Source organism: Bacteroides fragilis (assembly GCF_019583405.1).
GTDB classification, from domain to species: domain Bacteria; phylum Bacteroidota; class Bacteroidia; order Bacteroidales; family Bacteroidaceae; genus Bacteroides; species Bacteroides fragilis_B.
In genome coordinates this window covers 140,976-165,615 of the sequence record NZ_SZUU01000004.1, presented here as the reverse complement: position 1 = coordinate 165,615, position 24,640 = coordinate 140,976, and the positions used below count along the sequence as shown (strand labels likewise).

18 protein-coding genes and 1 tRNA gene are annotated in these 24,640 nt (G+C 42.6%); 11 read left to right on the top strand and 8 right to left on the bottom strand.

All coding sequences use genetic code 11. The features are described 5' to 3' along the window. Positions 1-63: 63 nt before the first annotated feature. The gene (locus FDF36_RS10815) at positions 64-1,422 is read right to left on the bottom strand and encodes an MATE family efflux transporter (RefSeq protein WP_462061215.1); all 1,359 of its coding nucleotides are present in this window, start codon (positions 1,420-1,422) and stop codon (positions 64-66) included. Positions 1,423-1,559: 137 nt separating this feature from the next. Here FDF36_RS10815 and lysS point away from each other — a divergent pair, with 137 nt between their 5' ends. From lysS to FDF36_RS10795, 4 genes are all read left to right on the top strand, one after another. Then, on the top strand, positions 1,560-3,287 hold the full coding sequence (lysS, locus tag FDF36_RS10810) for a lysine--tRNA ligase (protein WP_220391336.1): 1,728 nt from the start codon (positions 1,560-1,562) through the stop codon (positions 3,285-3,287). A gap of 98 nt (positions 3,288-3,385) precedes the next feature. Next, entirely contained in the window at positions 3,386-4,381 is a 996-nt protein-coding gene (locus FDF36_RS10805) for an NAD(P)H-dependent glycerol-3-phosphate dehydrogenase (protein ID WP_005781396.1), read from the top strand. Between the two features lie 47 nt (positions 4,382-4,428). After that, positions 4,429-5,766, top strand: coding sequence for a glucose-6-phosphate isomerase (locus FDF36_RS10800; RefSeq protein WP_220391335.1), 1,338 nt, complete (start codon positions 4,429-4,431; stop codon positions 5,764-5,766). Between the two features lie 165 nt (positions 5,767-5,931). Continuing rightward, on the top strand, positions 5,932-7,380 hold the full coding sequence (locus tag FDF36_RS10795; RefSeq protein ID WP_220390113.1) for an IS1182 family transposase: 1,449 nt from the start codon (positions 5,932-5,934) through the stop codon (positions 7,378-7,380). Between the two features lie 228 nt (positions 7,381-7,608). Here FDF36_RS10795 and FDF36_RS10790 read toward each other — a convergent pair whose 3' ends face one another. Continuing rightward, on the bottom strand, positions 7,609-8,115 hold the full coding sequence (locus FDF36_RS10790; protein WP_220391334.1) for a DUF5035 family protein: 507 nt from the start codon (positions 8,113-8,115) through the stop codon (positions 7,609-7,611). A 97-nt stretch (positions 8,116-8,212) separates the two neighbouring features. Between FDF36_RS10790 and FDF36_RS10785 the strand changes: the two genes are divergently transcribed. Further along, complete coding sequence (locus FDF36_RS10785) at positions 8,213-8,941, top strand: inorganic diphosphatase (protein WP_220391333.1); 729 nt, start codon at positions 8,213-8,215, stop codon at positions 8,939-8,941. Positions 8,942-8,996: 55 nt separating this feature from the next. On the opposite strand, the gene FDF36_RS10780 is transcribed toward FDF36_RS10785, so the two are convergent. After that, positions 8,997-9,068, bottom strand: a tRNA-Arg gene (locus tag FDF36_RS10780). A 218-nt stretch (positions 9,069-9,286) separates the two neighbouring features. On the opposite strand from FDF36_RS10780, the gene asnA reads away from it, so the two are divergent. After that, positions 9,287-10,324 carry an aspartate--ammonia ligase gene (gene asnA / locus FDF36_RS10775; RefSeq protein WP_005821791.1) on the top strand — a complete coding sequence of 346 codons (1,038 nt, stop codon included), beginning with the start codon at positions 9,287-9,289 and terminating at the stop codon, positions 10,322-10,324. 6 nt (positions 10,325-10,330) lie between these two features. Continuing rightward, positions 10,331-10,993 carry a uracil-DNA glycosylase gene (gene ung / locus FDF36_RS10770; RefSeq protein ID WP_220391332.1) on the top strand — a complete coding sequence of 221 codons (663 nt, stop codon included), beginning with the start codon at positions 10,331-10,333 and terminating at the stop codon, positions 10,991-10,993. Between the two features lie 187 nt (positions 10,994-11,180). Here ung and FDF36_RS10765 read toward each other — a convergent pair whose 3' ends face one another. Both FDF36_RS10765 and FDF36_RS10760 read right to left on the bottom strand, forming a co-directional pair. Further along, the gene (locus FDF36_RS10765; RefSeq protein ID WP_220391331.1) at positions 11,181-13,889 is read right to left on the bottom strand and encodes a putative LPS assembly protein LptD; all 2,709 of its coding nucleotides are present in this window, start codon (positions 13,887-13,889) and stop codon (positions 11,181-11,183) included. Between the two features lie 89 nt (positions 13,890-13,978). Beyond that, complete coding sequence (locus tag FDF36_RS10760; RefSeq protein ID WP_220391330.1) at positions 13,979-14,515, bottom strand: HD domain-containing protein; 537 nt, start codon at positions 14,513-14,515, stop codon at positions 13,979-13,981. A gap of 463 nt (positions 14,516-14,978) precedes the next feature. On the opposite strand from FDF36_RS10760, the gene FDF36_RS10755 reads away from it, so the two are divergent. Then, a complete protein-coding gene (locus tag FDF36_RS10755; RefSeq protein WP_220391329.1) occupies positions 14,979-17,285 on the top strand; it encodes a family 20 glycosylhydrolase in 2,307 nt (768 codons plus the stop codon). 194 nt (positions 17,286-17,479) lie between these two features. Next, positions 17,480-19,576 (top strand): retroviral-like aspartic protease family protein, encoded by a 2,097-nt coding sequence (locus FDF36_RS10750; protein ID WP_220391328.1) that lies wholly within the window; start codon positions 17,480-17,482, stop codon positions 19,574-19,576. Between the two features lie 22 nt (positions 19,577-19,598). Here the strand turns inward: FDF36_RS10750 and FDF36_RS10745 are convergent, their stop codons facing one another. The 3 genes from FDF36_RS10745 to FDF36_RS10735 form a co-directional block, all read right to left on the bottom strand. After that, positions 19,599-20,339, bottom strand: a complete 741-nt coding sequence (locus FDF36_RS10745) for a CPBP family intramembrane glutamic endopeptidase (protein ID WP_220391327.1) — start codon at positions 20,337-20,339, stop codon at positions 19,599-19,601. Positions 20,340-20,687: 348 nt separating this feature from the next. Further along, positions 20,688-21,158 (bottom strand): GNAT family N-acetyltransferase, encoded by a 471-nt coding sequence (locus tag FDF36_RS10740; RefSeq protein ID WP_220391326.1) that lies wholly within the window; start codon positions 21,156-21,158, stop codon positions 20,688-20,690. A 114-nt stretch (positions 21,159-21,272) separates the two neighbouring features. Then, positions 21,273-22,175: a transporter gene (locus FDF36_RS10735; protein ID WP_220391325.1), complete on the bottom strand. Its 903-nt coding sequence runs from the start codon at positions 22,173-22,175 to the stop codon at positions 21,273-21,275. Positions 22,176-22,283: 108 nt separating this feature from the next. Between FDF36_RS10735 and FDF36_RS10730 the strand changes: the two genes are divergently transcribed. Continuing rightward, positions 22,284-23,537 (top strand): N-acetylmuramoyl-L-alanine amidase family protein, encoded by a 1,254-nt coding sequence (locus FDF36_RS10730; RefSeq protein ID WP_032537574.1) that lies wholly within the window; start codon positions 22,284-22,286, stop codon positions 23,535-23,537. Between the two features lie 19 nt (positions 23,538-23,556). Next, positions 23,557-24,450 carry an MlaD family protein gene (locus tag FDF36_RS10725; protein ID WP_005821812.1) on the top strand — a complete coding sequence of 298 codons (894 nt, stop codon included), beginning with the start codon at positions 23,557-23,559 and terminating at the stop codon, positions 24,448-24,450. Positions 24,451-24,640 lie beyond the last annotated feature (190 nt).

The window sequence follows — 24,640 nt, the reverse complement described above, 5'->3', positions numbered from 1 at the left end:
TCAGATCGTTACAGATAAAAGACAAATGCAGGCAATGATTTGTTTAGCGCAGACCGAAGAATCCTATACCCGGGCAGCAGCTTTACGGAACTGGCGGAACTGCCACCACAACATGGTAGCGGATATCAGGCTGGCTATCAGGTCGGAAACCGGCATACTGATCCAGACACCCGTCTGCCCCCAAAAACGCGGAAGAATCAACAGACAGGGAATCAGGATGAGTACCTGGCGGGTAATGGAAAGGAAAATAGCTTTACTTGCCATCCCGATACTCTGGAAGAAATTGGAAGTGACCATCTGAAAGCCGACAATCGGGAAAAAGAGTACCACAATGCGGAGGCCTTCGGCAGATTGGCGAATCAGCTCTTCGTGCGATGTGAAGACGGACACTGCCAGGTCGGGAATAAACATTCCCATCAGAAAACCGGTAGTGGTGACAATGGTCGCACCATAGATGGTCAGTTTCAGCACACGAGTGACACGGGGATATAACTTTGCCCCATAATTGTATCCGGCAATCGGCTGCATACCCTGGTTCAGTCCCATCACAATCATAAGGAATAGAAATACCAGACGGTTGACAATGCCAAATGCCCCGATGGCAAGATCCCCCCCATACCGTTTCAAACCCTGATTTATCAGAATCACAATGAAACACGATGCAAGATTCATCAGGAAAGGAGACATACCTATAGCCAGCGAATCGAGAACAATTTTTCGCTTCAACCGGAAAATTCCTCGGTGGAAATGGAGTAATTCCTCCTTATTGCCAAAGAGCCTGAACTGCCAAGCAAGGGCAATCACTTGTGCCGTAATCGTAGCAATGGCCGCTCCCTGGATGCCCCAACCAAAACCATAAATAAACAAAGGATCGAGAATGGTATTGATAACCACTGTAGCAATGGTGGCAACCATCGCCTTCTGCGGATGCCCGGCTGAACGAAGTACCGCATTCAGCCCCAGATAAATATGGGTGATGACATTCCCATAAAGAATCACTTTCATATAGTCACGGGCATAGCCCACCGTTTCGTCACTGCCTCCAAAGAAGTAAAGAATAGGATCAAGAAAAATAAGGGTTAATACGGTGAAAGCAAGCCCGATAATGATATTCAGTACCAGCACATTGCCCAATACCCGTTGCGCCGTATCGTAATCTTTTTGTCCCAGTTTGACCGAAATCAGCGTAGCGGCTCCCACTCCAACCAAGGAGCCGAAAGCAGCGGCAAGATTCATCAGTGGAAAAGTCAGAGCAAGTCCGGAAATAGCCATCGGACCCACTCCGTGACCAATAAAAATGCTGTCTACCATGTTGTAAAGAGAAGATGCGGTCATAGCGATAATAGCCGGAATGGCATACTGCATCAAGAGTTTTCCAATCTTTTCGGTGCCCAGCGCAGTGGGCGTCTTTTGTCCTGTCATACCTATTATTTTGAGGGTGCAAAGATACAAATCTATTTAGAATTAAAGGTGAAGAATAAAGAATAAGAGTTACAATGCCGTATTTCTAAGAAAAGTTTCGTATTTTTGCCTCCAAAATTGAGTTAATATCTAACGAAATGAACATATTAGAACTAAGTGAACAGGAAATCATCCGACGTAACAGTCTGAATGAACTTCGCGCGATGGGCATCGAACCCTATCCCGCAGCAGAGTATGTAACCAATGCTTTCTCAACTGATATTAAAGCCGAATTCAAAGATGACGAGACACCCCGCCAGGTATCCGTAGCCGGTCGTATGATGAGCCGCCGCATAATGGGTAAAGCCTCTTTCATTGAATTGCAGGACTCTAAAGGCCGCATCCAGGTATATATCACCCGTGATGACATCTGCCCGGGAGAAGACAAGGAAATGTACAACACTGTGTTCAAACGCCTGCTCGACTTAGGCGACTTCATCGGAATCGAAGGCTTCGTGTTCCGTACACAGATGGGCGAAATCAGTATCCATGCACAAAAGCTGACGGTGCTCGCCAAATCGATCAAACCACTGCCTATTGTTAAATACAAAGACGGCGTAACTTACGACTCTTTTGAAGATCCTGAACTGCGTTACCGCCAGCGTTATGTCGATCTGGCTGTCAACGAAGGCGTTAAAGATATTTTCATCAAACGCAGCAAAGTATACAGTTCCATGCGCGAATACTTCAACTCAAAAGGATACATGGAAGTGGAAACTCCGATCCTGCAGGCCATTGCCGGAGGAGCAGCCGCGCGTCCGTTCATGACTCACCACAATGCTTTGGATATTCCTTTATACATGCGAATCGCCAGTGAGCTCTACCTGAAACGCCTTATTGTCGGTGGTTTTGAAGGTGTATACGAGATCGGTAAAAACTTCCGTAACGAAGGTATGGATCGTACACACAATCCTGAATTCACCTGTATGGAGATATATGTAGCCTACAAAGACTACAACTGGATGATGGAATTTACCGAAAAAATGATCGAAAAGATCTGTCTGGATGTAAACGGTACTACCGAAGTAAAAGTAGGCGACAACATCATCAATTTCAAAGCGCCCTATAAGCGTGTCACTATGCTGGGAGCCATCAAAGAGCACACCGGTTACGATCTGACAGGAATGAACGAAGAGCAGATTCGCGAAGTTTGCAAGAAACTGAAGATGGAGATCGATGATACGATGGGTAAAGGTAAACTGATCGATGAAATATTCGGTGAGTTCTGTGAAGGAACTTATATCCAGCCGACTTTCATCACTGACTACCCTATCGAGATGTCTCCGCTGACCAAAAAGCACCGTACCAACCCTGAACTGACAGAACGTTTCGAGTTGATGGTAAACGGTAAAGAGTTGTGTAACGCATATTCTGAATTGAACGATCCGATCGACCAGTTGGAACGTTTCGAAGACCAGATGAAATTGAGCGAAAAGGGAGATGATGAAGCGATGATCATCGACAAGGACTTCGTTCGTGCATTGGAATATGGCATGCCTCCTACTTCGGGTATGGGTATCGGTATGGACCGTCTGACTATGCTGATGACCGGTCAATCGACCATTCAGGAAGTATTGTTCTTCCCGCAGATGCGTCCGGAGAAAGTCGTACCGAAAGACAGTGCTTCCAAATTTATGGAACTGGGCATTGCCGAGGAGTGGGTACCTGTCATCCAGAAAGCAGGATACAATCAGGTGGCCGACATGAAAGAGGTTAATCCGCAGAAATTCCACCAGGATATTTGTGGCATCAACAAGAAGTACAAATTGGAACTGACCAATCCGTCAGTTAACGATGTAGCCGAGTGGATACAGAAAATTAAATAAATTAAGAATGAAGAATGGCGATGAGAAGCCGGAGCTTTTGACTTCCAGCCTTCCCTGCACATTCTTCATTCTTCATTTTTAATTCTTAATTTATAGAAATGAAATTACCCGGTAAGATAGCGATAATGGGCGGAGGAAGCTGGGCTACAGCCATCGCAAAGATGTGTCTGGCTCAGGAAGAGTCTATCAATTGGTATATGCGGCGCGACGACCGCATCGCCGATTTCAAACGGCTCGGGCATAATCCAGCCTATCTGACAGGCGTAAAGTTCGACATGAAGCGCATCAATTTCAGCTCCAACATCAATGATGTGGTGAAAGAGTCTGATACGCTAATCTTCGTCACCCCTTCTCCATATCTGAAAGCTCACCTGAAAAAGCTGAAAACACGGATCAGAGACAAGTTCATTATTACCGCTATCAAAGGTATTGTCCCCGATGACAACCTGATTGTCTCGGAATACTTTAACAAGGAATATGGGGTTCCTCCCGAAAATATTGCCGTACTGGCCGGTCCCTGTCATGCCGAGGAAGTGGCACTGGAACGTCTCTCCTATCTCACCATCGCTTGCCCGGACAAGGATAAGGCACGTGTTTTTGCCCGCAGACTGGGCAGCAGCTTCATCAAAACTTCTGTCAGCGACGATGTGATAGGGATTGAATACAGTTCCGTACTGAAAAACGTATATGCCATAGCAGCAGGCATCTGCAGCGGCTTGAAATATGGAGACAACTTCCAGGCCGTACTGATATCAAACGCCATCCAAGAAATGAATCGCTTCTTAAATACGGTACATCCGATAAACAGAAACGTGGATGAATCTGTTTATCTGGGTGATTTGTTGGTGACCGGCTACTCTAACTTCAGCCGTAACCGTACATTCGGTACCATGATCGGTAAGGGATACTCTGTAAAAAGTGCCCAAATCGAAATGGAGATGATAGCGGAAGGATATTATGGAACAAAGTGTATTAAGGAAATCAATAAACATCATCACGTAAATATGCCGATACTGGATGCTGTATACAACATCTTATATGAGCGCATATCTCCGATGATTGAAATAAAATTGCTGACTGACTCGTTTAGATAAACAAGGAAGCAGACAAATAACTCTTTAACTCCTAAATAAAGAAAGATATGATTAGTTTGAACATTGAAAAAACTTTTGGATTCATTTCCAAGGAATCGGTTTCTGCCTACGAAGCTCAGGTAAAAGCCGCACAGGAAGCGCTGGAAAACGGCACTGGTAAAGGTAACGACTTTCTGGGGTGGTTGCATCTGCCCTCTTCTATCAGTAAAGAGCACCTGGCTGACCTGAAGGCTACTGCACAAGTACTGAGAGACAACTGTGAGGTAGTGATCGTAGCCGGTATCGGAGGAAGTTACCTGGGTGCCCGTGCGGTGATCGAGGCATTGTCAAACAGCTTCACTTGGTTACAGGAAAAGAAAACAGCTCCGGTCATGATTTATGCCGGCCACAATATTGGTGAAGATTATCTGTATGAACTGACAGAATTCCTGAAAGACAAGAAATTCGGTGTAATCAATATCTCCAAATCCGGTACAACTACAGAGACCGCTCTGGCATTCCGCCTGCTGAAGAAGCAGTGTGAAGATCAACGCGGCAAAGAGATGGCAAAGAAAGTAATCGTAGCAGTTACAGATGCCAAGAAAGGTGCTGCACGCGTTACTGCAGATAAAGAAGGATACAAATCTTTCATTATCCCTGACAATGTAGGAGGACGTTTTTCCGTATTGACTCCGGTAGGTTTATTGCCTATCGCAGTAGCCGGATTCGATATCGAGCAACTGGTAAGCGGTGCTGCCAACATGGAGAAAGCTTGTGGAGCCGATGTTCCTTTCGCAGAAAATCCTGCAGCGATTTATGCCGCTACTCGTAACGAACTGTACAAGAACGGCAAGAAAATAGAGATTCTTGTTAACTTCTGCCCGAAGCTTCACTACGTAAGCGAATGGTGGAAACAGCTTTACGGAGAATCTGAAGGAAAAGATAACAAAGGTATCTTCCCGGCAGCAGTCGATTTCTCTACAGACCTGCACTCGATGGGTCAGTGGATTCAGGAAGGCGAACGCACAATCTTCGAAACAGTGATCTCTGTAGACAAAGTGAACCATAAGTTAGAAGTACCTTCGGATGAAGCTAACCTGGACGGCTTAAACTTCCTGGCAGGCAAACGCGTAGACGAAGTGAATAAGATGGCCGAACTGGGAACTCAATTGGCTCATGTAGACGGTGGTGTTCCTAACATGCGTATCGTAATTCCTGAACTGAGTGAATACAGCATCGGACAATTACTCTATTTCTTCGAAAAAGCATGTGGTATCAGCGGCTATCTGCTGGGCGTAAACCCATTCAACCAGCCGGGTGTGGAAGCATACAAGAAGAATATGTTTGCTTTACTGAACAAACCCGGATACGAAGAAGAATCAAAAGCTATTCAGGCAAGACTGTAAGAACCCAATAAAACAAGTATATAATAGAAAAGAGCGGCACACTACGGGAGGGCACTGAAAAAGTCCTGCTGTATCTCTTCTACTTAAAAAATGACGGTATAAATCCAAAATAATACGGCTTTATACCGTTTTTTTGTATCTTAGAGTCACCAAAAGAATACCGCAATGCTAGCATCTCAAGAACGTTTGACTTTTAGTGATTATTCAAGTCTTTATGATTTGATCATCCCTCAGGATAACCTACTTCGACGTATCAACTCGCTGATAGACTTTTCCTTTGTTTATAATGAGCTTGTTTCCAAATATTGTCCGAACAATGGTCGTACCGCCGAGAGCCCTATTCGTATGTTCAAGTACCTTCTTTTAAAAACAATTTATGATTTGTCTGATATTGATGTGGTTGAACGTTCACGCTATGATATGTCCTTTAAATACTTTTTAGGAATGGTACCGGAAGAGGATGTGATAGACGCCAGCTCTTTATGCAAATTTCGTAAGCTCCGTCTGAAAGATATGGACTTGTTGAACCTGCTTATCAACAAGACGGTAACTTTGGCAATAGAGAAAGGCATTATAAAATCCACTTCTGTAATCGTTGATGCCACACATACCGGTTCGCGTTCAAATCCCCATTCTCCTATTGAGATACTGAAGTTGCGTTCCAAACAGTTACGTAAATGTCTCTATGAAGTGGATGAAAAGATAAAGGAACTATTACCCGAGAAGAATTCTGATGACGTTCTGGAACATGAGCTGACTTATACGCAAACACTGATTGATACATTAAAAGAACAGGCCCCCTTCGTCTGTATTCCCAAAATAAAGGAAAAATTGAACCTCTTAAAAGAGACATTGGATGATATCAGCGACCATTACACTGTCTCTGAAGATGAGGATGCACGTATCGGGCACAAATCGGAAGATAGTTCTTTCTTTGGGTATAAGACGCATATCGGAATGACCGAGGAGCGCATCATAGCAGCGGCTGTCATAACTTCCGGTGAGAAGGGAGACGGCCCCCAGCTACCCGCATTGATTGAACAAAGCCGAAAGAATGGTATCGATGTACAAACAGTGATTGGTGATTCAGCTTATTCGGGAAAGGATAATCTGGAGAAAGCTCGTGATGAACACTTTGAGTTGGTAGCTAAATTGAATCCCGGTATCAGCCAGGGTTTCAGAAAGGAAGAAGACAAGTTTGATTACAATAAGGATGCCGGCATGTTTGTTTGCCCTGCCGGTCACATAGCTATACGGAGGGCAAAACAGGGGAGAAAAAATGGAGCATGGAATCAGGCGTATACTTATTATTTTGATGTGCATAAGTGTCAATGCTGCTCAAGACGAGAGGGGTGTTATAAGCCGGGAGCTAAATCTAAAACCTATTCTGTTCCCATAAAAACCGATGAGCAGCAACAACAGGTAGAGTTCCAACAAACCGAACGGTTCAAAGAGAAGGCTGCCGAACGTTATAAGATTGAAGCTAAAAATGCGGAACTGAAACAGGTATATGGATATGACAGGGCGCAGTCCTACGGATTGTCATGTATGAAAATGCAAGGAGCAATGGCTATTTTTGCAGCAAATCTCAAGAGAATACTCAAACTGAGTTAAAGTAAATGTAATCCATGTCCGTGGACGACAAATACGGCTTGTATAAACCAAAGAGTTGAGTTATTCTCCTTAATATAAGAAAAAGTTGCATGTGAATGAAATGCAGCATTCAACATACAACTTTTTCCGGTAATTTCTAAAAAGGATTGGAAGCTAAAAAAAGATCACTTTTTCAGTGCCCTCCACTACGGAGTACCGCTCTTTTCTATTATATACCGATTTATCAGATCAATCGTCTTGCTTATCGGAAGTTTTGATTTCCAACTCATACTTGGCTCCTTCACAATTAACAGGCTTAGAGAAAAGATAGAATTTAAGTTTCACTCCAGCTTCGGTCACTTGCTGCACCTTTGCCCGCAACCCCACTTTAGTTTGAGAGACTCCATCTTTAAAACCTAACTTACCATTATCCTTATCCGTAAACTCCTTATCATCACTGAGAGCCTCTTCCGGCAATTCATTGAAATCAACCGTCACAGCGGTTGCCTCACTGCCCAGAGTCTCCTCTTTCACCAGAAACGTATTTAGTTCTTCTCCGTTTCCATCCAGTTTCAATGAAATTTCAAGTTCATCATCAACTTTCAGAGGGGGCAATGCCTCCATTTGCCGGGCATAATCCATCTCTCCTCCATTGACATAAAGCCCTTCCATTTCTATTGTAGGACTGGGAACAGAATCTTTGCAAGCAGTAGTCAGCAAGCATAACGACAGTAAGGGAAAAAATAGTTTTCTCATGCAATCATATCACTTAATAGATTTTGCAAAAATACATATTCTGTTCGATTCACCAAAATAATCGTATCTTTGCACTCCAAATCAATAGGTATATATCATGTTTCAGGAAGCAATTGCGCAATATCTCAAGCAAAATCATTATCCATCCATTCAGTTAAAATCCGTTCTTTTCGATATGGACGGTGTACTTTTCAACTCCATGCCTTATCACGCCGAAGCATGGCACAAAACGATGGAAGCTCACGGACTTCATTTGAGCAAGAAAGAAGCTTATTTGCACGAAGGCCGCACCGGGGCGGGAACCATCAACATCGTATGTCAGCGCCAACTGGGACGCGATGCCACGCCGGAAGAGATAGAGAGTATTTATCATGAAAAGAGCATTGAGTTCAACAAGCATCCCCAAGCCGAACGCATGCCGGGTGCCTGGGAACTACTACAAAAAATCAAAGCGGAAGGTATCATCCCGACTGTAGTCACCGGCTCCGGACAAGCTTCATTATTAGACAGGCTTGAACACAATTTCCCGGGAATGTTCCGACAAGAACTGATGGTGACTGCCTTCGACGTCAAATACGGAAAACCCAACCCGGAACCCTATCTGATGGCACTGGAAAAAGGAGTATTGAAACCTAATGAAGCTATTGTCATCGAAAACGCCCCTTTGGGAGTAGAAGCCGGACACAAAGCCGGAATATTCACTATTGCTGTCAATACCGGTCCGTTGGATGGGCAGGTACTGTTAAACTCCGGAGCCGATTTACTCTTTCCTTCCATGCAAGCTCTATGTGAGTCATGGGAAGTGTTAGTCCGGCTTTTACATTAACCGACCCTTAAAATAACAATAGCTGATAATTAAATAATTATCAGCTATTTCTTTGTACTCCCGAAGGGAATCAAACCCTTATCTTAGGTACCGGAAACCTACATTCTATTCGTTGAACTACAGGAGCATTGTTTTATGCGACGACAAAAGTATAAAAAAACTTCGCATTTTCCTAATGATTCACCATTTTTTGTAGTATCTATCTACCGAACGTCATATCCGCAAATATTATTTTGCAACTCTTATGCTATATAAAACGATCAATTTGATAACATTTCAGCCTATTATTCGTACAGATATAGATATTATTCATATCTTTGCCGACAAATAACAATCAATAAACCTATGAGTTACCTAATAAAACCTCAGAATTATAAACCCTTGCTTGACCTGAAACAGACAGAACTGGGTATCAAACAAATTAAAGAGTTCTTCCAGTTGAATCTTTCTTCAGAACTGCGTCTGCGACGTGTCACAGCCCCACTCTTCGTGCTCAAAGGAATGGGTATCAATGATGACTTGAACGGCATCGAGCGTCCTGTCTCATTTCCTATCAAAGACTTGGGCGATGCACAAGCTGAAGTAGTCCACTCACTTGCTAAATGGAAACGACTTACTTTGGCAGATTACCACATTGAGCCGGGTTACGGTATTTATACGGATATGAACGCCATTCGTTCAGACGAGGAACTGGGCAATCTTCATTCACTTTATGTAGACCAGTGGGACTGGGAACGGGTGATTACTGCCGAAGATCGCAATGCCGACTTCTTAAAAGAGATTGTCAACCGTATCTATGCCGCCATGATCCGTACGGAATATATGGTGTACGAAATGTACCCGCAAATCAAGCCTTGCCTGCCACAGAAGTTGCACTTTATCCATTCGGAAGAATTACGCCAGTTGTATCCCGATATGGAACCTAAATGCCGTGAACATGCCATCTGTAAAAAGTATGGAGCCGTGTTCATCATTGGTATCGGCTGCAAGCTGAGTGATGGCAAAAAGCATGACGGACGTGCTCCGGACTATGACGACTATACCAGCACAGGGCTGAACGACTTACCCGGACTGAATGGTGACCTGTTGCTATGGGACGATGTGCTGCAACGCTCCATTGAGTTATCTTCAATGGGTATCCGCGTAGACAAAGAGGCTCTTCTTCGTCAGGTAAAACAAGAGAATCAGGAACAGAGACTGGAGCTTTATTTCCATAAGAGATTACTGAATGATACGCTTCCACTCTCTATCGGCGGCGGTATCGGACAATCGCGTTTGTGCATGTTCTACTTACGCAAAGCTCATATCGGCGAGATTCAGGCAAGTATCTGGCCGGAAGAGATGCGCCGTGAATGTACAGCCCTTAATATACACCTTATTTAATAGCCTATGAACGTACAAATAGAAGAGAGCTGGAAAGCTCATTTACAACCGGAATTTGAGAAGGATTATTTCCGCACACTGACCGAATTTGTCAGAAGCGAATATAGCCAATACCAGATCTTTCCTCCGGGAAAGCTGATATTCAATGCATTCAACCTATGTCCCTTTGACAAAGTAAAAGTAGTCATTATCGGGCAAGACCCTTACCACGGTCCCGGACAGGCACACGGCCTTTGTTTCTCGGTGAATGACGGAGTAGCCTTTCCGCCATCTTTGGTGAACATCTTCAAAGAAATAAAAGAAGATATCGGTACGACAACACCTCCCACCGGTAATCTGACACGGTGGGCCGAGCAAGGTGTCCTGTTGCTCAACGCTACTTTAACAGTACGTGCCCATCAGGCCGGTTCGCACCAACGCCGCGGATGGGAAGAATTTACAGATGCCGCTATCCGCGCTCTGGCGGAAGAAAGAGAAAACCTGGTTTTCATCCTTTGGGGAAGTTATGCACAGAAGAAAGGTGCCTTTATTGACCGTAACAAGCATTTGGTACTCAGTTCGGCACACCCCTCTCCCCTCTCTGCCTACAACGGCTTCTTTGGGAATAAGCATTTCAGCAAAACGAATGAATACTTGAAAACCCACGGAAAAACAGAGATAAACTGGTAGGTAAGGTATCCGGAAGAAAAAGGTTAAAACTGTATATCGTATCAGAAACGAATCAAGTTCACCACAGAGGACACAGAGAATATCTTTCTCTTAAACATCCATATAAACAAGATATTAAAACTCTGTGTCCTCTGTGGTGAATAATACTCATAGCGTATCAAAAACAAGGAACGTTTATAGATATTTATTAATACCACTGGATGTTGCTTTGAGTCTGGCTTCTCTTATCCCACTTCAAATCACGCAGGATACTGGCCGTTGCACGGATCGTAAAGTTATAATAGCGGTAACGTCCGAAAGGAGAAATACTGGCTGACATATTGAAACAGTGCAAATCACGAGTAATCGTACAAGAAGTCTGAGTGATCTCTTTCGCTTCGAAATCATATCCGGAATTGAATGTAAACGACCAGTTATTGGAAATCTTCAGATTACCCGACATATTGATGTTTTGGGTATACTTAAACGGATAACGCATGGTGTTACGGTTGATCGGCTTACTACGATCCTCGCTAATGCGGAACGAATAGTTAAAATTCAGCGACCATGGCATCTTGAAAACCTGATATCCGTCACTGTCTGCCTGCGCTTTCTCCACTTTCTTTTCAGTAACCGCCTCGTCACCCGTCGAATTTCCTCCCTCGTCGTCAGCACTATCCTTTTTCTTCTTTTGATCGCTATCTTTATCTTTTCCGAACAACTTCTTCCAAGTATCATTGTTAAGAGTATAGTTAATAGAAGAGCCCCATCCCTGGAATCGCCCGAAGCGTCCGTAAGACCATTCGGTACGATCACCCACTATTACATTACCCGACTTATCGAATGTATAAGCATACGTGGCAAACACCGCGTTCATGTTCAGCGTATAGTTATTAAACTTTTTAAACTTCATACGCAAACGCATATTCAGGTTGCTCCACGGCTGTTTCTGTGCCGCCATATTATAAGAAAGATTGAAGCCTATCTCATCGATCAGACTTATTTTCATAAGAGAATCCTTTTTGTTACGGTATTTCATTTCCAGGTTGTTCGATACATCGAAACTGACCGTCCCGGACTTTTCACGCGGAGCCGTACCAAACTGCTGGCTGGAATAAGGCGAGTAATACTGGTCATTACCGTCCGCATCACGATAGTATTCCCAAAACTGTCCGAAGCTTGGAGAACCATTCAATGAAATCTGGGGCGTAAAGACGTGACGGATCTGTATTTCCTTTTTCTTCATAAACAGCGGTTGATACATACCATACATCTTTGTGCTCAACGACAAACTGGCCGAATAATTAAATACCCGGTAGAATCCATGAATCGTATCGCCGGGGTGTGTATCCCATTTCCGGGTAGTTTCATCATAACTCTTCATCACCTTACGGGTATACCAACGCTCTGTATAATTGAACGAAGGCACTACCTGCAAATACTTAAAAAGAGTAAAGGTGGCCTGTACCGGAATGTTATGCTGCATCGCATTCTCCCATTCTCTGAAACCGGCTTTGAACAAGCGGTCATCTTTGGTTTTCAAGCTGTTGGTCAGACGTCCCGAGTAACGCAAGGAAATCTTTTCGTACCAGCGCTCTTCGCCTACCGCACGTTTACGTTTAAAAGGGAAAATAGTACTCAGCGTGATATTCAAGTCAGGCAAGGTGACAGCTATTGAAGAGTCACGCATGGTCTGGGCGATGTTGAAAGTACCTGCAAGCGTCAGCTTCTGATCCGGAAAACTGCGGGAGTAACTCACACTCGAAGTTTTCGTATTCTGAGTCATCAGCTGAGAATTATAGAGGTTATTGATATTGGTACGCTCATAACTACTGGTCGCGAAATTCACACTTGCCGAGAAAGTACTGTTCGGGCTGGCCTTCTGGTCTTGCCGATGATTCCATACAATCTTAAAGTCCTTGGCAACCGAATAGTCAGCCAAGCCCTTATCTCCCAATTTAGTCACCTGATAGCCGGCCTGTAACGAACCGGAATATTTATAACGTTTATTGTAATTGGTTTCCAGATTACCTGCCCACGAGCCCTTTGTAAATACATCTCCGGTCAATTTAAGATCCATTATATCGCTGATGGCAAAATAATAACCACCTCCCGTCAATCCGAAGCCACGGCTGGAGTCGTCCATGTAGCTGGGCATCACAAAACCTGAAGAGTAACTGCTGGAAAAAGGAAAGAAAAAGAAAGGTACAGCCAATGGCAACGGTACATCTTCTACCACCAGATAGGCAGGACCGGTCACCACATTTTTCTTGGGACGGACTTTGGCCTTGGTCAACTGCATGTAGAAGTGTGGATGATCGTGATGATCACAGGTCGTATAACGTCCGTTTTCCATAAACAGTTCATCATTAGCTCCTTTTTTGGCATTATTACCCACAACATATCCTTCGCCCTGCTGGGTAACGACGTTATTGATAAATCCTTTTTTACTTTTGAAATTATACCGGATTGCTTTGGTTTCATAAGGCGTATCGCCATCCTTAAACACAGGCTTGCCTTGTTCAACCCCTAACGAGTCAGTCACACCGCGAGCGTACACCGTACTGCTATCCATATTCATGGTGATGATCTGTGCTCCCAATTCTATTTTTTCATAATTCACTTTACCATCGCCATACAAATGCGCAAAGCCACCTTCGGTAAAGACGATGGAATCATTAGCCGAATAAACCACAGGGGCATCCAGAGGTTGTTTCTTCTTTCCGGCAGATTGCAACGATAAAGTATCGGCCTTCAGCGTGTCTGCTTTTAATGAATCAGTTTGCTGGGGCGAATAAGTGACAGGTCCCTTCACCTCTCTGACACGGCGACGCTGAGCCATCGCTTCATCCGGAAGCATCAGGAGGATCAATAATAGTATGAATGATAGTATTGTATTTGCTTTCAATGGCGTCATTAACTAATAGTTTACGCTTGAAGGGGCAAAAGTACACAATCTTCACCAAATATACTTGAGAATCTTGATTTTTAATTCTTTTTTAGGCACTAAAGAAACAGCTCACACCAATTGTTAAAGCGTCGAAGTCCTTCGTCACCGTACCGGGCAATACTTTTACGGGCATCTTGCACCGATTTTTCACGATCAAGATGTGTTTTCGAAAAGAATTTATCAGCAAAGCAGATCACTTGTTCTTCCGTACTGACCGGCAACATTTCACGATGCGGCACAGGAAGCTGCTGTTTGATAATCTCTTCCAGTGAAAGTCCCGCACCGGTGTGACGCTCACAAACCAAAGCATGCCGCGGAAAACCCTCTTTGCGCACCAGCTCGGCTCCCAGATATCCATGACAAATATAAGGCTCCTTGCCCAAACACTGAATGCCCGGAGCATAAGTCAGAAAAATTCCGATATCATGCAACATGGCGGCTTCGTTCAGAAAAGTTGCGTCAAGATTCAACTCCGGGTGCTTATCGGCTATCCATAATGCCTTATCGGCAACCGAACGACTGTGAACCAACAATATATTTCTTAACTCATTATCCTGAGGATAATATTTATCAATTAAATCAATCGCTTTCATAATTCTATTCACTTTTTATACATTCCAGCTTGCTCATTCCTTATTCAGTAAGCAAATTCACACTGTTTAACTTATCAATTTCACGCCTTTATCAACAGTTTTTAGTTTGTTATTCGGTTCAATCTGCAACTGTGGTTCCATCTGTTCACAATTGTGATCTCTTTGAATCACAGCCGTGGTCTCAAGAAGGCACGTACATAAATCGAAAGAAGCGATACGTCAAAAGCATTAGCCACCCCATGACACACACTGACAAACAGGCAAAAAGCAACTTAATAAACCGATTTCTTCTGAAGAAGAAACATACAGCCGACTGCGAAAGTTTACGTAAAAGCAAAGATAGCAACAGTTTTTCAATCAGGAATGAAGATTATCAAAAGAATTGATTGTATATTTGTGCTTTCCATACAGTAAAAGTAAGCAGACTAAAACTAATTTGAAAAACAATCCAATAATTATCCTTATGACAAAACCGTCTTACAAACAATGGTTAGCGACTTGTGCTTTCATCGGCACATTACTGCTGACAGGCTGTAGCCCCACTCCCACTACCAGAGAGGTTTCTATCGTACCGTTGCCAAACAAAATGCAACAGAACCATGGTGCGTTTGTATTAACCCCAAACACCATCATCGGTACCACCAACCCGGAACTGCTTCCCGCAGCAGAGTACCTGAAAGGCATTCTGTCAATAGCCACCGGATATGATATCCAAGTAAAAGAAGGCAAAGGAGACATCACCCTTTCTACCACTGCCATAGAAGGCAAGGAGGGAGCATATACGCTCATCGCAAAACCCGGGCAAATAGAGATTACGGGTAACTCTTACAACGGTGTGATAGCCGGTATTGAATCACTCCGCCAGTTATTTCCACCTCAGATTGAATCGAAACAGGTGGTGGACAGCGTGACATGGGCCATACCTGCCGTACAGATTGAAGATGCCCCGCGCTTCGAATGGCGTGGTATTATGCTCGACGTATCCCGCCACTTCTATACCAAAGAAGAAGTAAAAGAACTGCTTGACGTAATGGCACTTTATAAAATGAATAAGTTCCACTGGCACCTGACAGATGACCAGGGATGGCGCATTGAAATCAAAAAATATCCGTTACTCACCGAAAAAGGAGCTTGGCGTACGTTCAATTCACACGACCGGTCATGCATGGAACTGGCTAAATCGGAAGATAACCCCGATTACCGGATTCCGGAAAACAAACTTCGCATCGTGGAAGGTGACACGCTGTATGGCGGTTATTATACACAAGAGGATATAAAAGAGGTGATAGAATATGCCAAAGTACGCGGTATCGATATTGTTCCCGAAATTGATATGCCGGGTCACATGCTGGCAGCCGTCAGCAATTATTCCGGAGTAGCCTGTACAGACAAAGTAGGTTGGGGAAGCACGTTCTCCTCTCCTGTTTGCCCCGGAAAAGAATCGGCAATAGAGTTTTGTAAAAACGTATATAGCGAACTGATTGACCTGTTCCCTTATAAGTATGTGCACATCGGCGGCGATGAAGTGGAAAAGACAAACTGGAAAAAATGTCCCGACTGCCAGAAACGTATGCGAGACAACCAATTGAAGACAGAAGAAGAACTGCAAGCCTGGTTTATCCATGACATGGAGAAATTTTTCAACTCAAAAGGCAAAGAGATGATCGGCTGGGACGAAATCATCGAAGGAGGATTAAGCCCGACTGCTACTGTCATGTGGTGGAGAAGCTGGGTCAAGGATGCTCCGAAAAAGACTACCCAACAGGGTAACTCAATCATCTTCTCCCCCAACAGCCAATTCTACCTGGATTACCAGCAAGACAAGAATTCTGTACGCAATATTTATGATCTCGACCTGACGATCGAAGGAGCGACTCCTGAACAACAAAGACTTCTCAAAGGCGTACAGGGAAACATTTGGTGCGAATGGATTCCCTCACGTGAACGGATGCAATACATGGCAATTCCACGTCTGTTGGCTATTGCCGAATTGGGATGGAGCCAGGCTTCGCAAAAAGAATGGAATGCCTTCGCGCAACGGTTGGCCAATCAGTTCGAACGCCTCAACATCATGGGTATCAATTATCGTATCCCCGATCTGGAAGGTTTCCACCGCAACAACGCTTTCATTGGTGAGGGAAGTGTTAGTGTGACTTGCCTGGATCCGAGTGCAGATATTCGTTATACTACCGACGGAAGCATTCCGACGCTGCAATCATCCAAATACGAAGGTCCTATCCCAGTGAAAGAAACAACCGATTTTACCTTCCGTACGTTCCGTCCTAACGGGAAAGCCGGTGATATCGCACGTACGCGTTTCATTAAGAGCGAATATGCTCCAGCCACAACTACCACTCCTTCCAGCAAAGGTCTGGAAGCTAAATGGTATGAATTTAAAGGCAGCAAATGCGCTGACATCCCCAAAGCTCCACTGAACGGAACTTATGCCATCGAGAAAATAATGATCCCGGAAAAAGCAAAGGGAAACATCGGTTTGGTAATCAAAGGATTTATCAATGCTCCGAAAGATGGCATATACACTTTTGCCCTGCTGTCTGATGACGGCAGTACCTTACTGATAGACGGTGAAGAAGTTATCAACAACGACGGACCGCACGGACCGCGCGAAGTGATTGGACAGAAAGCATTGGGCAAAGGATACCACCCGATAGAAGTACGATACTTTGACCAAAACGGTGGACAACTGAAAATGACTGTAACAGGTAGCGAAGGAAATGAAATTCCGACAAACGACTTGTTCGCACACTAAAGATTCGGGTCAACGAACAAAACTTCATTAATATGCCATAGACTACATTGAAGGTAGGACGGACAGATTATCTACATTTAGTGTAATCTATGGCTTATATAAAAAGGATGCCGGATTCTGATGCCGACACTGATGACTTTGCATAAAAAACACATAAACTCACAAGAACTAATTGAATTATAACATATACTACTATGGCAAGACTAAAGCTCGGCATTCTTACTTGGACAATTTGTTTTTCAATGACTGCCTTTTCACAAACAACCACTTCTTTAAGGTCGAAAATATTAGCATTAGACGATTATCAGGATGCTCCACAACTGTGGAAACTGTATAACGATTCTTCTTCTGTGATGGATGAAGCAACCCGGTTACATGCAAAAGTATCATTGAATTATTATTTTAATCGCCCCGACGAAATGCTTCAATGCGTAGACTCTCTCCTCACTCTATATCCGGAAGAATGTACTCCGGAACAAAAGTTGGCCTATTGTTATGCCAAAACAGAGAAACTTCTGGAAAAAGGGAACTACAGACAACTCAATGCCTGGTGGCAGACCTTGCGCAAAGATAAAAAGTTCTACCAGGCGATAGAAAGAAAAGGAAACTTCCTTTGTTCAGAAAAAACAATCCAAGGTTTATCGGAAAAAAATAATTTCCGGATAGATTTTCCAGGAACATCCTGTACACTTCCTACAAGTTATACATATCCGTTAATACTCTCAATGAAAATAAATGAAACCGAATTGCCTAACACCATCTTCGATACAGGAGCACCCTATACTTTTCTCACTCAGGAGATGGCACGCAAATGTAACGTGACATGTATGGGAGATACCATATCCGTAAACAGCATGTTTGGTACTTCACAAGCTACCACCGGTTTCGTAGAGACTTTACAATTGGGTAATATCACTTTCCACAACACGGTAGTCCATGTTTCTCTTGTTGAAAAGGATCCTATCTTTTCCGGTCACGACGCCATCTTAGGAATAAAAGAACTCCGGAGAATCTCTAAAATAGAATTCGAATTTGGCAAATTAACTTTCAAAAAAGAGGAGCAAAGGCAGCCCATCGATCCCAATATATGTTTCGCAGAAACCGGTTGTGTTTTTCTATTCGCAAACAACCGGAGTTATCTATTAGACACAGGCGGAGAGGGAAGTTTCATACACACACCGGACACGGCTTCCGTCAAAGTGATGGACGTGAATGATTATCCGGTACAATTCTTCAATACATATACAGCGGATTCCATAACCAGACAATCCGGATTATTAGGGTTTCCATTCTTCTACGGATTCGAAACCTGTACACTCAACTTCGACCGTATGAACTTCTCCGGCAAAGATTATCAGTTACGTAAAAGTTATTCGGAATATATCAATAGCGGAGACATTATGGGCTTGGATGCTCAATATGAACGGATAGAGAAAACTACCGACGAAATAGGCAGATGGCTCACCAATGCATTTATCGGGTTTATGAAAAATAATCCGGAAAGCTGTATCCACTACACAGACAGTTTGTTAGGCAAATACCAACAGGAGCTTGGGGGAAGTATACTTTCTATACTCAACCTGCGTGCCGCTTCATTAGCCTATCTGGGAATGTATAAAGAGGCAAGCGAATTAATGAAAATCTGTGCACAAGCTGTCCCTGACATAATAAACGGATACAATAAATGCGTAGCTTTAGAGCCTTTCGGTGCACAGCGGCTCATTTGGACAAAACCGGAAGTATCTATCAGTACTACTCTTGATGAAAAAGGACTTTTAGTAAGGGGAAAGATAAATGAAATAAAAAGTAAGCTCTACTTTGCTCCAGACCACAGTTTTTCAAGTATATCGGAAGCCGATGCCCAGAAACTTAAAATGAAAATCATTGAATTTGAAGACAGTACTGGTAAAGGTGGCAAAAAGCGCATGGCAATAGCCGATGAATTGAGGTTAGGTGACCTATCGATAAACAATGTACAGTTCGACATCGCAGAGGAAACAGAAATTGTATTAGGGAACACTTTCATACGCCTGCTTCCTCAGTTTTCTATTGAGAATCAAAAGATCGTATTGGTACAGCACCCTCAGACCTATCCTAATGCCAAACAATATCCGCTACTGTTGATAAACTATACGTTCTGTTTCCGTGATCCGGACGACAATACAAAACGGTATTCGATAGGTAATCCCACTCCCAATGCCCAACAGATTTCTTTGCAGGAATTAAGCAGAGCAAACAAAAAAGTAGTATTCGATGTAGAGCACATGAAACTATCAGAACTTCTTAACTAAATTCAGAAAGTGAGAGTGTCTTCTATAACTGATAAAAAATAAAATACATCATGAAGCAATTGAAACCCGCATGTGCAAACACGGCTCCCCAAATGGAATTACAAAACTGCTTACATCTGAAAAAAATCTGGCTGACTACAAACATGGATAAAACCCAAAGAACAGCGGGGAAAGGAAGAAATTGCCAAATACCAGAAACATAAACAATACCAAAATGGGCAACATGGGTAACAGCGAAGGCCAATGAATCTAAAACAGAGGCCTTCGACTCACCAAACCTTTGAACAAAACTGCCATGTATCACCCCACGGTATAAAAACTCTTCCCCTATCGGGCTAAATATCATACTTGGAATAACAGCTATCCAAAAATAAAGCTGCTTATCAGGTCCTGAAATGGATGCCCCGGGATTATTCCCTCCTATATATACAAACGCGTTATCTATTGTTTTATCATATAATAAAAAGAAAAGGGCAAATATAACAGCACAAGATATCCCTCCCGCAATAAAAGACAAAAACAAACGTCCACAGTGATCAGGCCTCCTTATGCCAATACATTTCCGTCCGTATCGGGTAAAGAAAATAAAGGGTACAAACCACATGGCTAAAAAAACAAACATCACTATACCATAACTTCTTGTCACGTAAGATTGCAGGACAATAACAAACCGGGGAACACCGAATAATAAAATCAGGAACAGACCAAAAGCCCAATCATAATGAAAATAACGATTCCAGAAAGCTCGCAATATTTTATCCATAATCCAATATTTTATAGTTCCGTCCCACCGGATAGAGGGCACTTTAAATTCTTTATCTCCACTGTACATTATACCGGCTATAGATATACCAAACTAAATATACTCTTATAATTAATAACGGGGTAATAAGATAGTAAGAAAACAAAAATATTCACCGAATAATGAGCCTGATACACAAAGGTAACAAAAGGTAGCCAACTATAAAAATAAAGCTGGTAAAAAGAAAAAGATTGTTTTTCTTTTTACTACCACAGATATTTTGGCTCCAATAGAAGTAAGGTTTAGTTTGCTATATAAACAAAGGAATATACTAAACTTGTGGCAAACGTGTAAATGCCAGAAGTATCTCTAAAGATCAGCTGAGAAAGTGATATGTTTTTGGTAAACTCGTGTATGCTCCCCCCACGGATGATAGCAATCTCCTATATAATTAAAACAGAAATGTTCGTAATAGCCTATATGCTTTGTACACAAATATAAATTCCCAAACCCCAATTGTCGGGTATCTTTTTCTACGGTTTCGATTAATAATCTTCCATAATTATGTCCTCTATATCGTTCCTCTATGAATAAGGCAACCAGCCACGGATACAAATCCATTCGTGAATTAAAATCATTTGTTGCAAGTCCGGCACAACCTATTATTTCTTCGTTATCCATCAGAAGATAGAACTGTGGTAAGGGAGATTCTGACACCACACAGGTCCTAAAACAGTTGTCATAGACCATTTTACTGTCTTCGTCAGCCCATTTACTTTGAAAATAAGCAATCGCTTCCTCTAAATATTGAGGATTTTTTCGCAATGAAACAATATTCATAATTACATCCTTATTTATTTTCTGGCAACATCGCCAGTATAGTAACCCAGTAATAAGTAGGAAAAAGGAAAAACCAAAGGGACAAACAAGCTCCAACAACTTCAAATCGGCATCTTACATCCTATATTTTATCTCACTCTTTCTCTTTTTCCACAACTGCCAGCTATTAATAATGTTTTGCCACAAAACATAACTCCCCGGCCCCACAGCCGAAAGTGGATTCAGATAAGTATGAGCCATCCAAATGGCAAGAATCGTATTCTTCTGTCCCAAAGCTTGTCCTCCACTTATTCGGTCATTGTAGACACTACCCAAGGTTTTCCCTAAAAAGAATTGCAAACAACAAGTTATCAAAGCGACTACTGCAATCGTGATTTCTGTCAGTCCGTCCGCCGGATCATTAATTAGCGAATAGAGAGTTTGCGCCGTTACGATGGCAAGAGAAATACCCCATAAATAAAATGCTAATTCGTGATAACTTAACAATACCCGATGAACCTTCGGAATGAACCTCTGCAAAAACCAGGCCACCAGAAAAGGACAAATCAACAATGGAAAAACTTTACTCAAAATAACCAGAAACGCACCTATAAAACTAATATCCGGATTTGCCTCTATCAACGGAAAGAAAATAGGAACTGCAACAGCCGCCCCAATATTTGCAATCAATGTATAAGTAGTCAGGCTGGCGGCACTTCCACCCAATTTAGAAGTAATGACCGCCGCTGCCGTAGCTGTAGGACAAATAACACAAACCATTGCTCCCTCCGCTACAATTTTATTAAAACGATAAAGAAGAAGATAAACTGCCAATGAACCGAATATCTGGATCAACAAAAGCCACAAATGTAAGGGCTTAGGCTTCAGGTCACAAGGAGATACTTTACAAAAAGTAAGCAGTAACATAGTGAAAATCAGTATCGGAGTCAAAAAAGAAAGGCTGATAAATACAGGATAACCAATGGCACCTAACAACATCGCTACCGGAAGCGTCCAATTTTTCAAGAACTTCAGCATCGTTATATCATTTAAATTTAGAGTGCAAAGTAAGGTAAAAAACTCAAAACTTAACACTAAATAGTGAGTTTTCAACAAAATTCTGCTACATTTGCACATTATTTTTATATGGAACTACGTAGACCACACATATTATATATACTGATTTGCCTTTGGCTACTCGTTTCTCCACTAAACGTCGGTAGTGCCTGGGCAAAAGATTTTGTTGTCGTTATTGACGCCGGACATGGCGGTCATGATCCCGGAGCCATCGGAAAGATATCTAAAGAAAAAAATATCAATCTGAAGGTAGCATTAAAATTGGGCAATCAGATTAAGCAAAACTGTAACGACGTAAAAGTAGTATATACCCGCAGCAAAGATGTTTTTATACCACTGGATCGCCGTGCCGAAATTGCCAATAATGCCAAAGCCGATCTATTTATTTCAATCCACACCAATGCTTTAGCCAATAACCGGACAGCCAAAGGTGCTTCTACCTGGACATTAGGTCTGGCCAAATCGGATGCCAACCTGGAAGTTGCCAAACGGGAAAACTCTGTAATCCTATATGAGGATGATTATAAAACCCGCTACGCAGGGTTCAACCCAAATTCGGCAGAATCATATATCATTTTCGAATTCATGCAAGATAAGTACATGGAGCAGAGTGTACATCTGGCATCTCTGGTACAAAAACAGTTTCGTCATCATTGCAAACGGATAGACCGTGGTGTACATCAAGCCGGGTTTCTGGTATTAAAGGCCAGTGCCATGCCGAGTATTCTCGTTGAACTTGGTTTCATTTCCACTCCTGAAGAGGAACGCTATCTGAATACGGACGAAGGAACCACTACTTTAGCAAAAGGAATCTATCGGGCATTTCTGGCCTATAAAAGAGAACACGAAATCCGTTTGACCGGTGCCAGTCGTACCATTTTGCCAAATGATGACGAAGAAACTACAGAAGCACCTGTAATTGCACAGACAGAGAGTACACAAGAAAAAGCAGCAGAAAGACCTAAAAACTCTTCACGCCCCAAAGAGTTAATCGCAGAAGCGAAAACTCAACGTCCAATTATTGCAGAAAGCACAACAAACGACTCCGAAATTACGTTTAAGATACAAATACTTACTTCCTCACGTCCATTGGCCAAAAATGACAAACGACTGAAGGGATTGAAAGACGTAGATTACTATAAAGAAGGAGGAATATACAAATACACTTACGGGGCATCTCCTGATTACAACAAAGTGCTGCGGACGCGCCGTAATACGGTGACTCCATTATTTAAGGATGCTTTCATCATTGCATTCCGCAACGGAGAGAAAATGAATATCAATGAGGCTATAGCCGAATTTAAGAAAAGAAGAAATAAATAAAAAGACTAAATAACAAAACATGAAACTCATTACGAAAGAAGTCAGAATAGGAATAGCAGGTATTGCGGCCTTGTGCTTACTTGTCTTCGGAATTAACTATCTGAAGGGCATTAATATGTTTAAGCCTGCCAGCTATTTTTATGTGAAATTCCATAATGTAAACGGCCTGGCACAATCGAGTCCGGTATTCGCTGATGGTGTCCGCGTAGGCATTGTCCGTGATATTGCCTATGATTACAACCAACCGGAAAATGTCATCGTGGAAGTAGAAGTAGACACTGATCTTCGCATACCGAAAGGAAGCTCTGCCGAATTGGTGCCCGAACTGATGGGAGGAGTAAGAATGAATATCTTATTGGCTAATAATCCGCGCGAACGTTATATGGTAGGTGATACAATTCCCGGAACGCTGAACAACGGAATGATGGAAAAAGTAGCAGCTATGATGCCTGCTGTAGAAAAGATGCTACCTAAATTAGATTCCATCCTAACTTCACTGAACACGATTATGACGGATCAAAGTATTCCGGCAACTCTACATTCTATTGAAAAGACGACGGCCAATCTGGAAGTTACCAGCCGCCAGCTGAAAGTATTGATGAATAATGACATTCCACAATTAACAGGGAAGCTGAATACCATCGGAGATAATTTTGTCGTAATCAGTGGCAATCTGAAAGAGATTGATTATGCCACTACGTTCAAAAAAATAGACGCAACCCTTAGTAACGTAAAAATGCTTACAGAAAAGCTTAACAGCAAAGACAATACCGTTGGTTTGCTGCTAAACGATCCACAATTATACAATAACCTGAACCAAACTACCATCAATGCAGCAAGTTTGCTTGAAGACCTGAAGGAACATCCCAAACGATATGTCCACTTCTCTCTGTTTGGCAAAAAAGATAAGTAGGTGAAACCTCTTAAATAGAATTTATCTAAATAAGAGCCCACAAAACAAGGACAGGATGAAATCCTTCAAAAGTCTATCCATAGACAGAAAGGATATCTGTACAGCTTATCAGGTTCAAAAACAGTACGTGGAAATTTCTCTGATAATTGATTAACTAACAAGTAGTTATAAAAAAGCAATAGCTTCCTAT

Bases quoted from the DNA above. Each gene is read 5' to 3' on its own strand.
- FDF36_RS10815 (WP_462061215.1), bottom strand. From the start codon at position 1,422: ATGACAGGACAAAAGACGCCCACTGCGCTGGGCACCGAAAAGATTGGA.
- lysS (WP_220391336.1), top strand. From the start codon at position 1,560: ATGAACATATTAGAACTAAGTGAACAGGAAATCATCCGACGTAACAGT.
- FDF36_RS10805 (WP_005781396.1), top strand. From the start codon at position 3,386: ATGAAATTACCCGGTAAGATAGCGATAATGGGCGGAGGAAGCTGGGCT.
- FDF36_RS10800 (WP_220391335.1), top strand. From the start codon at position 4,429: ATGATTAGTTTGAACATTGAAAAAACTTTTGGATTCATTTCCAAGGAA.
- FDF36_RS10795 (WP_220390113.1), top strand. From the start codon at position 5,932: ATGCTAGCATCTCAAGAACGTTTGACTTTTAGTGATTATTCAAGTCTT.
- FDF36_RS10790 (WP_220391334.1), bottom strand. From the start codon at position 8,115: ATGAGAAAACTATTTTTTCCCTTACTGTCGTTATGCTTGCTGACTACT.
- FDF36_RS10785 (WP_220391333.1), top strand. From the start codon at position 8,213: ATGTTTCAGGAAGCAATTGCGCAATATCTCAAGCAAAATCATTATCCA.
- asnA (WP_005821791.1), top strand. From the start codon at position 9,287: ATGAGTTACCTAATAAAACCTCAGAATTATAAACCCTTGCTTGACCTG.
- ung (WP_220391332.1), top strand. From the start codon at position 10,331: ATGAACGTACAAATAGAAGAGAGCTGGAAAGCTCATTTACAACCGGAA.
- FDF36_RS10765 (WP_220391331.1), bottom strand. From the start codon at position 13,889: ATGACGCCATTGAAAGCAAATACAATACTATCATTCATACTATTATTG.
- FDF36_RS10760 (WP_220391330.1), bottom strand. From the start codon at position 14,515: ATGAAAGCGATTGATTTAATTGATAAATATTATCCTCAGGATAATGAG.
- FDF36_RS10755 (WP_220391329.1), top strand. From the start codon at position 14,979: ATGACAAAACCGTCTTACAAACAATGGTTAGCGACTTGTGCTTTCATC.
- FDF36_RS10750 (WP_220391328.1), top strand. From the start codon at position 17,480: ATGGCAAGACTAAAGCTCGGCATTCTTACTTGGACAATTTGTTTTTCA.
- FDF36_RS10745 (WP_220391327.1), bottom strand. From the start codon at position 20,339: ATGGATAAAATATTGCGAGCTTTCTGGAATCGTTATTTTCATTATGAT.
- FDF36_RS10740 (WP_220391326.1), bottom strand. From the start codon at position 21,158: ATGAATATTGTTTCATTGCGAAAAAATCCTCAATATTTAGAGGAAGCG.
- FDF36_RS10735 (WP_220391325.1), bottom strand. From the start codon at position 22,175: ATGCTGAAGTTCTTGAAAAATTGGACGCTTCCGGTAGCGATGTTGTTA.
- FDF36_RS10730 (WP_032537574.1), top strand. From the start codon at position 22,284: ATGGAACTACGTAGACCACACATATTATATATACTGATTTGCCTTTGG.
- FDF36_RS10725 (WP_005821812.1), top strand. From the start codon at position 23,557: ATGAAACTCATTACGAAAGAAGTCAGAATAGGAATAGCAGGTATTGCG.